The sequence below is a fragment of the Marinobacter sp. M1C genome (genome assembly GCF_023314135.1).
In the GTDB taxonomy this organism is placed as follows: domain Bacteria; phylum Pseudomonadota; class Gammaproteobacteria; order Pseudomonadales; family Oleiphilaceae; genus Marinobacter.
Map to the genome: position 1 here is coordinate 1,127,145 of NZ_CP092289.1, position 13,714 is coordinate 1,140,858.

Annotated in this window: 16 protein-coding genes; 11 read left to right on the top strand and 5 right to left on the bottom strand. The window is 55.5% G+C overall.

The window, feature by feature from the left end; translation table 11 throughout:
* Positions 1 to 47 precede the first annotated feature (47 nt).
* From MIH19_RS05475 to MIH19_RS05495, 5 genes are all read left to right on the top strand, one after another.
* Entirely contained in the window at positions 48 to 251 is a 204-nt protein-coding gene (locus tag MIH19_RS05475; RefSeq protein ID WP_249007905.1) for a DUF2281 domain-containing protein, read from the top strand.
* Positions 248 to 529, top strand: coding sequence for a type II toxin-antitoxin system PemK/MazF family toxin (locus MIH19_RS05480; RefSeq protein WP_249007906.1), 282 nt, complete (start codon positions 248 to 250; stop codon positions 527 to 529). Before MIH19_RS05475 ends, MIH19_RS05480 begins: the two co-directional genes overlap by 4 nt.
* 128 nt (positions 530 to 657) lie before the next feature.
* On the top strand, positions 658 to 1,140 hold the full coding sequence (locus tag MIH19_RS05485; RefSeq protein WP_249007907.1) for a YajQ family cyclic di-GMP-binding protein: 483 nt from the start codon (positions 658 to 660) through the stop codon (positions 1,138 to 1,140).
* A 74-nt stretch (positions 1,141 to 1,214) separates the two neighbouring features.
* Complete coding sequence (locus MIH19_RS05490) at positions 1,215 to 2,561, top strand: MFS transporter (protein WP_249007908.1); 1,347 nt, start codon at positions 1,215 to 1,217, stop codon at positions 2,559 to 2,561.
* 4 nt (positions 2,562 to 2,565) lie between these two features.
* Positions 2,566 to 2,898 (top strand): MGMT family protein, encoded by a 333-nt coding sequence (locus MIH19_RS05495; protein WP_249007909.1) that lies wholly within the window; start codon positions 2,566 to 2,568, stop codon positions 2,896 to 2,898.
* Here MIH19_RS05495 and MIH19_RS05500 read toward each other — a convergent pair.
* The 3 genes from MIH19_RS05500 to MIH19_RS05510 all read right to left on the bottom strand — a co-directional run bounded on the left by MIH19_RS05500 (position 2,861) and on the right by MIH19_RS05510 (position 5,133).
* Positions 2,861 to 4,042, bottom strand: a complete 1,182-nt coding sequence (locus MIH19_RS05500) for a type II toxin-antitoxin system HipA family toxin (RefSeq protein ID WP_249007910.1) — start codon at positions 4,040 to 4,042, stop codon at positions 2,861 to 2,863. The genes MIH19_RS05495 and MIH19_RS05500 overlap by 38 nt on opposite strands.
* Complete coding sequence (locus MIH19_RS05505; RefSeq protein ID WP_249007911.1) at positions 4,032 to 4,274, bottom strand: helix-turn-helix transcriptional regulator; 243 nt, start codon at positions 4,272 to 4,274, stop codon at positions 4,032 to 4,034. Before MIH19_RS05505 ends, MIH19_RS05500 begins: the two co-directional genes overlap by 11 nt.
* A 97-nt stretch (positions 4,275 to 4,371) precedes the next feature.
* Complete coding sequence (locus MIH19_RS05510) at positions 4,372 to 5,133, bottom strand: SDR family oxidoreductase (RefSeq protein WP_249007912.1); 762 nt, start codon at positions 5,131 to 5,133, stop codon at positions 4,372 to 4,374.
* 139 nt (positions 5,134 to 5,272) lie between these two features.
* Between MIH19_RS05510 and MIH19_RS05515 the strand changes: the two genes are divergently transcribed.
* The 6 genes from MIH19_RS05515 (at position 5,273) to gspD (ending at position 11,857) form a co-directional block, all read left to right on the top strand.
* Complete coding sequence (locus tag MIH19_RS05515; RefSeq protein ID WP_249007913.1) at positions 5,273 to 5,794, top strand: FxsA family protein; 522 nt, start codon at positions 5,273 to 5,275, stop codon at positions 5,792 to 5,794.
* A 201-nt stretch (positions 5,795 to 5,995) separates the two neighbouring features.
* Positions 5,996 to 6,283, top strand: coding sequence for a co-chaperone GroES (gene groES, locus MIH19_RS05520; protein ID WP_007348748.1), 288 nt, complete (start codon positions 5,996 to 5,998; stop codon positions 6,281 to 6,283).
* An 82-nt stretch (positions 6,284 to 6,365) separates the two neighbouring features.
* The gene (groL, locus tag MIH19_RS05525) at positions 6,366 to 8,018 is read left to right on the top strand and encodes a chaperonin GroEL (RefSeq protein WP_249007914.1); all 1,653 of its coding nucleotides are present in this window, start codon (positions 6,366 to 6,368) and stop codon (positions 8,016 to 8,018) included.
* Between the two features lie 214 nt (positions 8,019 to 8,232).
* On the top strand, positions 8,233 to 9,024 hold the full coding sequence (gene gspN, locus MIH19_RS05530) for a type II secretion system protein N (protein WP_249007915.1): 792 nt from the start codon (positions 8,233 to 8,235) through the stop codon (positions 9,022 to 9,024).
* Positions 9,025 to 9,882, top strand: coding sequence for a type II secretion system protein N (locus MIH19_RS05535; RefSeq protein ID WP_249007916.1), 858 nt, complete (start codon positions 9,025 to 9,027; stop codon positions 9,880 to 9,882).
* 46 nt (positions 9,883 to 9,928) lie between these two features.
* Positions 9,929 to 11,857: a type II secretion system secretin GspD gene (gene gspD, locus MIH19_RS05540; protein WP_249007917.1), complete on the top strand. Its 1,929-nt coding sequence runs from the start codon at positions 9,929 to 9,931 to the stop codon at positions 11,855 to 11,857.
* 69 nt (positions 11,858 to 11,926) lie between these two features.
* Here gspD and MIH19_RS05545 read toward each other — a convergent pair whose 3' ends face one another.
* A complete protein-coding gene (locus MIH19_RS05545) occupies positions 11,927 to 12,181 on the bottom strand; it encodes a hypothetical protein (RefSeq protein WP_249007918.1) in 255 nt (84 codons plus the stop codon).
* Entirely contained in the window at positions 12,163 to 13,710 is a 1,548-nt protein-coding gene (locus MIH19_RS05550) for a M48 family metallopeptidase (RefSeq protein WP_249007919.1), read from the bottom strand. The genes MIH19_RS05545 and MIH19_RS05550 overlap by 19 nt, the downstream gene beginning before the upstream one ends.
* Positions 13,711 to 13,714: the final 4 nt, after the last annotated feature.

Consider the following 13,714-nt stretch of genomic DNA (forward strand, 5'->3'; position numbering starts at 1 on the left):
CTTACGTTGTGTGATACTAATTCAAAGCAACTGAGCTAGCGGGAGGCATGATGGAAAGCCGGGTTCAGCAGTTGATTAAAAAGCTTGAGCATCTTCCGTCGGGTCGCTTGTCGGAGGTGGAAGACTTTATTGATTTTTTAAGCCAGAAAGATCGAGAACATCACATGCGCAAGGACTTCGCGCAAGGGGCAGAGGCTCCTTTCCAGAAGGTATGGGATAATGACGATGATTCAGCCTACGACAAGTTATGAATTTGGGAATGTCGTTCTTGTTGGCTTTCCTTTTACCAATCTTAAAGCGCCCCGCAGTAATTCTCAGCTCCACTTCCTATCAGGCTTACCGCCCCGATGTCATATTGCTGGCGATAACCAGCCGGATTAAGGATCCCCTGACTTACGGCGAAGCTATGATTGCTGACTGGGGGCAGGCAGGTTTAATTAAACCGTCATTATTCAAACCCCTGATAGCGACAGTCGATCAAGTGATTGTTCTTAAAAAGCTGGTGCAGAATGTTCTAGACCTTGTCTGAGGTGTAATTCGCACCGCGTTGCCTATTCATCCATTGTCAGGTGCGGGGAGAGCTATGGCTTGGTATGCTTGCTCACCATTATTTTACGTTGTGGGTATACCCGCCTCAGGTTTTGGAGAATAACGATTATGCCTTCTTTTGATATTGTTTCTGAAATCGATATGCACGAAGTGACCAACGCGGTTGACCAAACCAAGCGCGATCTTGGCAATCGTTGGGACTTCAAAAATGTAGACGCCGATGTAGAGCTGGACGACAAAGGCATTACCATCAGCGCCCCGCAAGAATTCCAGTTGGAGCAGCTGCTGGACATGCTGCGTATGGCCTTCGCCAAGCGCAACATTGATGGCCGCGCGCTGTCGGAAAACGGTGAAAGCAAAGCCGGCAAGTTGGTGAAGCAACACCTGGAACTGAAGCAAGGCCTTGAAACCGATATGGCCAAAAAGATCGTGAAACTGATCAAAGACCAAAAGATGAAGGTTCAGTCCAGCATTCAGGGCGACAAGGTGCGGGTAACTGGCAAGAAACGTGATGACCTGCAAGAAGCCATGGCCATGCTGCGCGAAGCCGATTTGGACGTGCCCCTGCAATTTAACAACTTCCGCGAATAAGGCGGCTCATCATTTCTGCTGAACCCCGGCGGGCCGCCTGGCGGGAAACCCTCCGACTTTATTCCCGCTGGCAAGTGGTTGCCCTGTTGTTTCTGGGGTTTTCGGCTGGCCTGCCATTTCTGCTGGTGTTTTCCACGCTGAACGCCCGCTTGGCAGATGTGGGCGTGGAAACCGCCACCATCGGCTTTTTCAGCTGGCTGGGTATTACCTATTCCATAAAAGTGTTCTGGGCGCCGGTGGTCGACCGTCTAAAGCTGCCCGTTCTGGATAAGCTGTTGGGCAAACGCCGCAGCTGGATGTTGCTGGCCCAGGTAGGCATAGCCGCTGGCCTGTATTTGATGGCCCACACCGATGCCACTCGCGCGCCTGAAATGATGGCCCTGTGTGGCCTGCTGGTGGCGTTCTCGTCTGCCACTCAAGACGTGGCCATAGACGCTTACCGTATTGAAATCGCCGAACAACGCCTGCAAGCGGCCCTGGCCGCCACCTACATATTCGGTTACCGGCTGGCGTTACTGGTAGCCGGTGCCGGCGCCCTGTATCTGGCGGAATTCTGGTCATGGCAGGTGTCTTACGAGGTGATGGCCGCGCTGGTGGGCGTAGGCATGGCGACGGTGCTCATTGTGCGTGAGCCGACCGTCAATCATTTTAAGGCCGCGCAGGATATTGCCGAAAAAATTCAGCTGCAGGCGGCCCACCACACCCACCTTCCGCCACGCCTGGCCAGGTTCGCAAGCTGGTTTTACGTGGCGATTGCCGGGCCGTTTGTGGATTTTTTCCAACGTTATCGCGAGCTGGCGGTGGCCATACTTCTGTTGGTGGCGTTGTACCGCGTTTCCGACATTGCCATGGGCGTGATGGCCAATCCGTTTTATTTGACCTTTATGGGCTTCAGCAAAACCGAAGTCGCCGACGTCACAAAAATCTTCGGATTTTTCATGACAATAGGCGGCTCGCTGCTGGGCGGTCTGCTGGTAATACGCTACGGCGTGCGGCGTATATTGCTGCTGGGCGCCATTATGACGGCGTTAACCAATCTACTGTTTGTGGTGCTGGCTCAATATCCACCGAATCTTGCAACTCTTGCCATCGTGGTCAGCGCTGATAACTTAAGCGGCGGCATCGCCAACGTGGCCTTGATTGCCTGGTTGTCCAGCATGACCAGCGCTTCCTTCACGGCTACCCAGTATGCACTGTTCAGTTCGTTGATGACCTTGCCCGGAAAATTCCTCGGCGGTTTCTCGGGCATGGTGGTGGCCAGCTACGGCTACGCTGAGTTTTTCCTGGTGGCGGGATTGCTGGGCGTGCCGGCCATTGTGCTGACCCTGATAATGATGCGACATGGTAAGCGCCTTGATGCGCTGGCGCCGGACAACTCGGGCCGCAAGGATGGACCTGCGAGCGAGACAGCAAGGGAGTAGGGCGATGAAGGATAGTCCTTCAGAAGGAGGCGTGGTTGAACCCAGCAAAGACCAGAAGATCTGGTTGGTAGTGCTGGCAATACCACCGGGCAAAGTAGCAAGTTATGGCCAGGTCGCTGCCATGGCAGGCCTGGGCCGGCAAGCTCGTTACATCGGCCGAGCCTTGGGCAAGCTTCCACCAGGCCACAGCGTGCCCTGGTATCGCGTAATCCGCAGTAATGGCCAGATCGCCTTTGCGCCAGGCTCAGAGACCTATCAGGAACAAGTCAGCCGCTTACGCGAAGAAGGCGTCGCAGTGGTTAACGGGCGGGTTTCGATGTCGCGATTTGGTTGGTAATCAGAGTTTGCAGATGTTCCAACACCCTGAACTGGTCGCTGTCGGGATTCTGGTTCAGCCGTGTGGTCAGGTAGGGCAACAGTCTCCCCAGTGCATTCAGGCACTCTTCAAACAAGTCCCCGGCGCGGGACGCACTCAAATCACAGGCTTGCACACCAAATCGTTCAAGATGTGTGCGGGAAAACCACTTCTTACTGCCAGTGAGCGTCAGCGCAGGAATGTCTTGCTGTATATAAGCGGTAGTGCACACCACATCGTAAGCAGGCGCCAGGCGGATGTTGTTGATGTCAGTGTATAGCATGCCAAAGTTCTTGAGATGGGCGTCTCCGTTTTGTAAAGCATTGCTAAGCACGATGACTTTGAAGAACTGCTCCAAAGAGGCCTGCTTATGGGCAGGGCTTGCAAAGGTCTTGATGGTTTTGGCGACTTGCTCGTAGCTGCCGTCGTATTTGTCGTCGCGGGTTTTTGCCTGGAGTACGCACATGTCTTCAAAGCCTAGGGCCGTGCCGTCGTCATTCAGGTCAAATCGCTTCATGATGAACAGCGATTCGTCGTCAGACAGGTAAAACTCCGGCACGGAAACCCCCGCGTATTGGCAAACCAGCATGCAGCAGTACTCGTTCAGCGCCAGGGCAGGGTAGTCATGCCCCCAGGCTTTAACGATGAAATCCTCCAAGCTTAGAGTCGCTTTGTTTTCGAGTTGTGCCAAAACCTTGGGCTGCACACCGCTCAACGCCGAGCGCAGGGCAAAACGTGTCACCAGTTCTTCGAACAAATCCGGATTGGCCGAATGCAGTAATGTGTCCAGGTTGAGCGACGGTTTTTCAGAATACTTGTTGCCTGCGTATTCAACGCGGCCGCGAATATTGGGCGCCAGCAATGTGAGTAGCCCGAAGTCACCGGTGTCGGTGATTTTGGAAAATTGTTTTTTGATGATGGAGAGCAAATAGCCTTCTGGCAGATGCATTTCGAATAAAGGGGGTAGGCGGTGATGGCTGTAGTCTTTTTTGCGTACGGGCATAGACAGCGACACAAACTGATGGGAAAGCGCTGACTCGTTATAACGAAAAATACAGCCGCCAGCTTCCTGAAACAGTGTGCCGGCCTGCGTGCCGTTCACCCGCACATTGAGTTCATTGGCCATCGCGCAGCTCCTCAAATGTCGGGAACGGCGATTTATCTCGAATAACCAGCTCTTTGCCCAGGTAATCGAGTATTTTCATGACTTTGCGGATGCCAATGTCGCCTGATCGGTTATTTTCAAGAGCGTTAATTGTAGCGCGGGAAATATCGAGGTGGTTTGCCAGCGTTTGCTGGGATACGCCGTTTTGCTGGCGCAGTGTCGAGAGGGTTTGACCTAAGATTTGATAATCCATAATACACCTCGGCTGGCTAATATACTTTACATTTAAGCTTCAATTACACTTTTTGTAAAGTATTTTAGCCAGTCTAGGCGATTTTTTAGCTACTTAGCTACAGACGCATGGCGCCGTCGACTTCAATGACGCGGCCGCTGACGTAATCGTTCTCAAGAATGAACGCGACGGTCTGGGCGATTTCGTAAGGCTGGCCCATGCGCTTGGCGGGGATGCCTGCGCACAATTTTTCCAGAGCTTCCTGCTTCATAGACGCGGTCATATCGGTTTCGATAAAGCCTGGTGCAATGGCCATGCTGCGGATGTTGTAACGGGCCAGTTCTTTGGCCCATACGGTGGCCAGTGCGGCTACGCCGGCTTTCGCTGCGGAATAGTTGCTTTGGCCCATGTTGCCAGCGCGGGCAATGGATGAAATATTGATGATCGCACCACGGCTGTTGGTTTTGATCATCTGGGTGGCGGCTTCACGGCCACACAGGAATACGCCGGTCAGGTTCACGTCAATCACGGCCTGCCAGTTTGCCAGTTCCATGCGCTTAACGATTTCGCCGTCTTTTGCTTTAACCATCAGGCCATCGCGCAAAATGCCGGCGTTGTTGACCAGCGCGTTAAGCTGACCAAAATCTTCAGCGATTTGCGCGAAAGTTTTTTCAACGTCTTCCTCTTTCGCTACGTTGCAAACGTAGGCTTTTGCTTCAACCCCAGCTTCCTTGCAGGCGGCAACGGCTTCTTCCAGCTTTTCCGGTACTAGGTCAATCAGCGCCAGACGGGCGCCTTTGGTCGCCAGAAATTCAGCCATGGCACGGCCAAGGCCTTGGCCGCCGCCAGTTATTACTACTACGGAATCTTGAAGTATCATAATTTGCCCTAAAATAGTGAGTTAACAGTACGGTTGCGGATACTGTGTGCCCGCTAAACATTTATAGGTATTTTACGAAGTAGTATAACAGGTCGTTATCTGTACGTTGCTATCGAAATTACGCTTGAAGGAGAGTTCGGTGCCATTTTTTTTGTTGCTATTTGTTGCTGTGCCCGTTGCAGAGCTGGTTGTGCTGATAAAGGTAGGTAGCATGATCGGTGCCTTGCAGACGGTGGCATTGGTATTCCTGACGGCGATTCTGGGCGCCTGGCTGCTTAAGCAGCAGGGCCTGGCCACCCTGCTAAGGGCCCGCCAGCGCATGAATTCTGGCGAGTTGCCTGCTCAGGAAGTGGCCGAGGGGCTGATTCTGGCGGCCGGTGGCGCGATGCTGTTAACGCCGGGGTTTATTACGGATTTCTTCGGTTTTATGTGTTTGCTGCCGTTCACCCGCCAATGGTTGGTGGGGCAGGTCATCAAGCGGCTGACGATAGTTGGCTCTGCTAGCGGCTTCTCATTTAATGGCCAGCCCGGTCAGTTTGGTGGGGAGCAGGGTCCGTTCGGGGGCCAAAAACCGTTTGACCGCGACGCCAACGGCGACATCATCGAAGGCGAATACCGCGACGAAACTGAAACCCACCACGATCGCATTGATAAAAAGTAAAATTTTTTTCTGGTGGGCGTTGAAAACCCCTACGCATTACCCCAAATACCCTTCACAAGTTCACCGCAGGCAGGCAGCCGCTGATACGTTAGCAGGCGAGCAGGTCGGGTAATCCCGGCAGGGCAGTGCACAAGCGGGTTCGCCCTCTTTTCTAGCAACTGTTTTTGCCACATTTAATCTGACTATTGGAGCATTCGAGCAATGAAAATTCGTCCGCTACACGACCGTGTTGTCGTGCGCCGTAAAGAAGAAGAAGAAAAAACCGCAGGCGGCATCGTGCTACCCGGTAATGCTAAAGAAAAGCCGTCCCAGGGCGAAGTCATCGCTGTGGGCAATGGCCGCGTTCAAGACAACGGCGAAGTTCGTCCTCTGGCCGTTAAGGCTGGTGACACCGTGGTATTCGGCCAGTATGCCGGTAACACCGTGAAAATCGACGGCGAAGACCTGCTTATCATGAGCGAAAGCGACATTTACGGCGTGCTTGAGTGATCTGAAAGCTCTGGCATATTGCGCACATTCTCATTAACCCGGTGATTTCATCATTTCGGTTTAACGGATAGGAACAGAAGACATGGCAGCTAAAGAAATTAAGTTTGGTGACAGCGCACGCAAGCGCATGGTTAAAGGCGTTAACGTTTTGGCCGACGCAGTACGAGTCACCTTGGGGCCCAAAGGCCGTAACGTGGTACTGGAAAAGTCATACGGCGCACCTGTAGTCACTAAAGATGGCGTATCTGTAGCCAAAGAAATCGAACTGAAAGACAAGTTCGAAAACATGGGCGCGCAGATGGTGAAGGAAGTTGCTTCACAGGCCAACGAAACAGCCGGTGACGGCACCACCACCGCTACCGTTCTGGCCCAAGCCATCGTTAACGAAGGCCTGAAAGCCGTTACTTCCGGCATGAACCCGATGGACCTGAAGCGCGGCATCGACAAAGCCACTATCGCTGCGGTTAAAGCGATTGGTGATATGTCCAAGCCCTGCGACGACAGCCGCAGCATTGCCCAGGTAGCGACCATTTCTGCCAACGGCGACGAAACCATTGGCCAGCTGATTGCTGACGCCATGCAACGCGTGGGTAAAGAAGGCGTTATCACCGTTGAAGAAGGCCGTGGCCTGGAAGACGAGCTGGACGTAGTTGAAGGTATGCAGTTCGATCGCGGCTATTTGTCGCCGTACTTCATCAACAACCAAGACAACATGAGCGTCGAGCTGGATGACCCGTACATCCTGCTGGTAGACAAGAAAATCTCTAACATCCGCGAATTGCTGCCGGTGCTGGAAGCTGTTGCCAAATCGGGCAAGCCGCTGATGATCATCGCTGAAGACATTGAAGGCGAAGCGCTGGCTACTCTGGTCGTCAACAACATGCGCGGCATTGTGAAAGTAGCCGCTGTGAAGGCGCCTGGTTTCGGCGATCGTCGCAAGGAAATGCTGCAGGACATCGCCATCTTGTCTGGCGGTACTGTGATTTCCGAAGAAGTGGGCCTGAGCCTGGAGAACGCCACTCTGGACGACCTGGGTACCGCCAAGCGTGTGAACCTGACCAAAGAAAACACCACCATTATTGACGGTGCCGGCGCACAGGCTGATATTCAGTCCCGCGTTGAGCAAATCCGTAAGCAGATCGAAGACAGCACCTCAGACTACGACAAAGAGAAGCTGCAGGAACGTGTAGCCAAGCTGGCTGGCGGCGTTGCCGTTATCAAGATTGGTGCCGGTTCTGAAGTAGAAATGAAAGAAAAGAAAGCCCGCGTTGAAGACGCACTGCACTCCACCCGCGCAGCGGTTGAAGAAGGCATTGTGCCTGGCGGCGGCGTAACCCTGATTCGCGCTTTGGCGGCTCTGGATAACGTAGACGTTGCCAACGACGAGCAAAGAGCCGGTGTGAACATTCTGCGCCGCGCAATGGAAGCCCCTCTGCGCCAGATCGTATACAACGCCGGCGGCGAAGCCTCTGTTGTTGTTGCGAAAGTACGTGAAGGCACCGGTGCATACGGCTACAACGCCGCCACCGAAGAGTACGGCGACATGCTGGAGATGGGTATTCTTGACCCAGCCAAAGTCACCCGCTCTGCGCTGCAGGCAGCAGCTTCCGTAGCCAGCCTGATCATCACTACCGAAGCGATGATTGCCGACGAACCAGAAGACGAGAAGTCTGGAGGCAGCATGCCCGATATGGGCGGCATGGGTGGAATGGGAGGCATGGGCGGCATGATGTAATGCCCCTGGCCGCTGGTTAACAGCGGCCAGCCTGCTATACCCATAGTTTAAAACCCCCGAATGGTGCTTCGCATAAAACTGCGGCCACCGTCGGGGGTTTTTTATGGCCTCGAATTTAACCATTTGCTTAGGACCTGAAGCCCCGCCTTTGTTAGACTCTGCTGCCAACTTTAGTCATCTTGAATGATCACTCTTAACGGTTACTCTGAACGCCATGCTTACTGATAGTGCCACCAAGCCTTTTTTTCGCCCCGGTAAAGTGATTTTACTACTGGTGCTTGGGTTGTTGGTTTATGTGTTGGCCCTGCTGGCATTATTGCCCGCAAGCTTTGCGTGGCAGCAGCTGCGCCCGCAAATACAGTTGCCGCCGGGGGTTAGCGTTACTCAGGTGTCTGGTTCTTGGTTGAGCGGTGCGGCAGCGGTGGTGGTGAGTGGTTACCCCCTGCGGCTGCAATGGCAGCTGGGTTGGCCGATGAACGAGCTGGCAGCGCCCATTAACTGGCAACTGGACAGCGCGCGTTCGGAGTTGCAAGGAAAGGTCACGCTGGCCTGGCCAGGTGACGCAACCGTGACCGCCCGCGGCACTTTGGTGGTGGATGAGTTTGAGGCTTTGATTCGCCAAAGCGGCGGTGCCATGATTGCCGGTACGGTTAGCGTTGAGCGCTTTCAATTGCAGTGGCAGGATAACCGTGTGGTGTCTGCCAGTGGCCTGGGCCAATGGCCCGGAGGGCTGGTGAGTTGGCCAATGGGTGCCAGCACTGGGCAAGCCAGCTTCCCGCCGATGCAGGCCAGCCTGGAACCCACCAATGGCGGACTGGAATTGATGATTGCGGCGAGCGATGGCAGCGGGCCCGCTGCCATCGCCAGTGTGCTTTGGACCGGGATGCTGGACTTGCAGGTGTATAGGCGCATGCTGGACCTGGCCGGGCAGCCCTGGCCCGATACCGCGCAGCCGGGTGATGTGGTGTTCCGGGTGCGCCAACCGTTATTGCAGGGAGCCCGTTGAATGGCTTTGGTTACTGCTCAAAAATCACCTTTGGCGTTGCGCCTGGCAAACGGGTTGCTGCTAGCGCTGGTGCTGTACCTGGGATTTATCGCGGCGCAGCTAACCTGGTTGATGTTAGCTCCGCAGCAGTCGATGTCGCGGCCGCAAGCTGCAGATGCCCTGAACATAGGCGCAGCCGGCGGTCTGTATCCGGTGGCCAGCTATAGCCTGTTTGGCAGCGCACCTTCGGCGCAAGGCGTAGCCGAAGGTGCCAAGCGCCAAGCTCCGGAAACGGGCTTGCAGCTGCGCCTGTCTGGGGTGCTGGTAGGCCGGCAACTACAGAGTTCCGGTGCTATAGTTGCAAAGGCTAACGGTGACGCCGCTTATTACCGGGTAGGTGATGCCTTGCCTGGCAATGCTGAATTGATGGAAGTGGAGTCCGGGCGCATTCTTATTCGCCGTAATGGCCAGTATGAAACGCTGACCTTCGAAGATCCGTTGCTGGCAACTCGCGGCGCAGGCATTGAAAAGGTTGCGCAACAGAGTGGTCAAAGGTCAGAATTGGCCAACAGTTTTTTGGACGACGCCCGTGCCAGGCTTGACAGCAAAGGCGTAGTGGCGCTGGCGCCCTTTGGTTTACGACCGGTGCAAGACAGCAGCACCGGCTACGTGTATGACGGCACAAACGCTATGCTGAATGCGGTTAACCTGCAGGCTGGCGATGTCATTACCGCTATTAATGGCCAAACGCTGGGCGACATAGAACAGGATAAAATTTTGCTAGACAGTTGGCGGGGGCAACCTCAAGTCGATATTGAAATTGAGCGTAACGGCCGGTATCTCACCGTCAGTTACGCGATTCCCGAACAGTGGCGCTGATCGGGCTTAACACTTGAATTCAGAGCAACCAGGATAAAGCTGCCAGATGCCTATTTACACGACCAACCTGATGCGGGCGCTTGCGCTGTTTTTGTTACTGCCGCTGATGTCCTCTGCGCTGGCCCAGGAAGGTACTTGGCGCCTGAATATGAAAGACGCCGACATTCGCGCTTTTGTTACCCAGGTAGCCGACATTACCGGTTACAGCTTTGTGATTGACCCACGGGTGCAAGGCAAGGTTACTGTGCTGTCTAGCGCGCCTATGAACAAAGACGAGATTTACGACCTGTTTCTGGCGGTGCTGGGAGTTCATGGATTTACCGCCATTCCTGGCGAAGAAGTCATCAAAGTGGTGCAGCAGGTAGATGCCAAGCAGTCTGCCGAGTCCCTTGACCGTTTTGCCATAACGCCGTCAGAACAGCTGATTACCCGTGTTATTCAGGTTGATAACGCCAACGCCCTGGAACTGGTGCCTATCCTGCGCCCGCTGGTGGCCACGTACGGCCATCTGGCGGCGGCGGCGGCAGCCAACGCGCTGATCGTGAGCGACCACTACGCCAATATTCAGCGTATTGAACAGATTGTCAAAGAGCTGGACAGCCCGTCGAAATACGAAGTGGAAGTGATTCAGCTCAACGAAGCCTGGGTAGGCGATATGGTGAGCTTGTTACAGGAGCTGGCGCCGGATGAGTTGGCCCGCAATGGCGCTGGAAATGCGGCGCGCAAGTACAGCGTAACCGCCGACGAACGCAGCAACCGCTTGATTCTGAGGGGCGATCAAAGCTTCCGCGGCAAAATGCGAGGCCTGATTCGCCAGCTTGACCAGCCTTCTGCCAGCGGTGGTACCACCAAAATATTGCGGCTGAAGAACGCCGATGCCAAATCTCTGGCGGACTTGCTGCAAGGGCTGATGGGTGAGTTGGTGAAAGAGGCGACCGGTGTTGCCGGTAATCCCTCCAGCGGCCAGTTTGCAGTGTTTGCCGATGAGGGCTTGAACGCGTTGGTTATTCGCGGTGAACCCTCGTTGATGCAGGAAGCCGAGCAGATTGTGCTGGCGCTGGATGTGCGCCGTGCCCAGGTAATGATTGAAGCCGCGATTGTGGAAATCAGCGATGATATGGGCAACAGCCTTGGTGTGCAGTTGGCCGCCGGCGGTGAAAGCGCGGGTGGTTTTCCAGTACTGGGAACCAACCTGGCCAGCGGCGGTATGCTGGGATTGAACCAGGTGATTGGTGCGGTGCTGGGTGACGGGGCAGTGCCGACGTTGGCGGGCGGTATAACGGTCGGTGCCGGCGAACGTAACCGCAATGGGGTGACCTGGGGCCTACTGATTCAGGCGTTATCGACGTCTTCGGCGGCTAATCTGCTGTCTACGCCCAGCATTATTACCCTGGATAATCAGGAGTCTGAAATCATTGTGGGCCAGAACGTGCCATTCCGCACCGGGCAGGCGGCAGTGAGCGGCGAAGGGCTTACCAATCCGTTTACCACCATCGAACGTCGCGACGTGGGCCTGACCTTGAAAGTAACGCCGACCATCAGCGCTGACGGTTTGGTGCGCCTGGTGGTGGAGCAAACTACCGAGAATGTGTCGTCCACCACCGTTGCTGGGGCCTCCGACTTGATCACCAATAAGCGTGAAATAAAAACCACCGTACTGGCAGACGACGGTGAAACCATTGTGTTGGGCGGTCTGATGAAAGACGACTACGAAGTGCAGAAGAACAAAGTGCCGCTGCTGGGTGATATTCCTTATTTGGGCCGTTTGTTCTCGTCAGAGTCAGAAAGCCGGGTGAAGCGGAATCTGCTGGTGTTCCTGCGCCCGACCATCATGCTGGGTAAAGTAGACGCCGCCGCCGTCACCGACAACAAGTACCAGTCGCTGCGGGAAATCGACCTGCACCTCCGCGAAAAGCTGGGCCTGCCGGATAACGGCGCGAACCGTTCGATTGACAGCCTGTTCAGCCCCAGATAAGGGACAGATTTCAAATCTGTCCCTGCTTTGCCCAGACTTCAGATCTGTCCCCGGGCCGGTCCCACGCGCTTAGTTGATCAGTGGCGGCATAGGGCAGTCCAGCTGGTCTGCAACCAGCCGCATCATCTCGTATTCCCGCACACTGATGTGGCCATTTTGGCTCACGCATTCGGCGCTGGCGTCTATAATCGCCGGCTTCAGCAGCGGCGACAATCTATTAAGTTCTGTCAGGGCCTGATTCAGCTCGCGCAGGCTCACACGTGCCAGTATTTTCGGTACCGCAACACTGCTCACCCCAAAGCCGGCTATGGCCTGGTTGAACAACGCCTGAGCCTGCTGGCCAGAGCTGTTACCGTGGGCAGCAGTTTTTGCAGAATCGGCTCTTGATGGCCGACCACCGGATGTTCCGGCAGCAGGGCCAGGTAGCCTTGCTGCTGGTCTGCGGGTAAGTCAGCAATCAGCAGGCTGTAGCTGAGCTGCACCGCACCGGCGCGGGTATAGAGCAACCCGCGGTAGGTGGCCGGCAGTTGGTTCAGCAGGTCCTTGGCATAGCTTTCACTACCCGGATACACCTGCCCAACGCGCACCGACATAGGCGCATCTGCGGCCATTCGGTAGCGATTGTTGCCCGCCAGCGGCGAGCCGGTACTGTTTCTAGTGCTGGAGCTGGTGTTGAACGGAGCCGGGTCGGCAAAACCCATGGCGCTAACCGGAGTGCTGGTTTGGATGCTTTCTGGTGTACTGCCTGGCGCATTGCCTTGAGTGTTGGCTTGACGTTGTGCGCTGTTCTCGGCCTGTGTGTTGCGCAATGCCCCGCTGCTTCGGGTATCACGCAGGCGGCTGCGCAAGCGGGTGATCAGCCCTGGCTGCAGGGCGTTGATGCGATCTTCAATGGGCGGATGCGACGCCAGCAGCCCCATAAACTTCATACGGGCGCTTTCGCCGAGACACAAATGGTTCATGTCGCTGGCGTGACGGGTGGTGTCCAGATGACTGCCTTGCAAACCTATTTTGAACAGCGCGCCGCCGATACCATCCGGGTTGCGGGTGAACTGCACCGATGAGGCATCGGCCAGGCGTTCGCGCTGGCGGGACACAGCCGCTTGAATCAGCCGGCCGCAAAACATGCCAGCGTAGCCAATCACAACAAGCACTACGCCCAAGGCGCCCAGGGCGAATTGGCCACGGCTGTTCCGGCGAGTGCGCACCGCGCCGCTGTAGAAGCCCGCGCGGGCCAGAAACAGCCCAATCTGGCCAATCATCAGAATGCCCGCCAATAAGGCTATAAGGCGTACGTTCAGGCGCATGTCGCCATTCAGAATATGGCTAAATTCGTGGCCTACCACGCCTTGGAGCTCGTCGCGGGTAAGCTGGGTGAGTGCACCATGGGTAACCACCATAACCGCCTCAGCGGGGCTGTAGCCGGCTACAAAAGCGTTGATGCCGGTTTCCTGGTCCATCACGTAGAGTTCAGGCACCGCCACGCCGCTGGCGATGGCCATTTCCTCAACAATATTGCGTAGGCGCCGTTCCAGCGGGTCGCTGGTGTTTGGGTTTATAGGTTGGGCACCTACCATTTCGGCCACTCGCCGGCCGCCATCGGCCAGATCAATCCAGCGTATCAATGAGCCCACGCCCATCAGCGCCACACTGGCGCCGGCAGTAATCAAGCCGTGGCTGGTTAGTAGCCAGTGGTGAAAGGGCAGGGCGCTGGTGGTACTGCGGGTAACCATGTAACCCACCACGCACACCGACAGCGTAATCAGCATGACTGCGGCTGAAAACAGTGCCACCAGCAGTAAGGTGTTACGGCGGGCTTTGGCCTGGCGCTGAAAGAAAGGCGAGTGAGCCATGGGT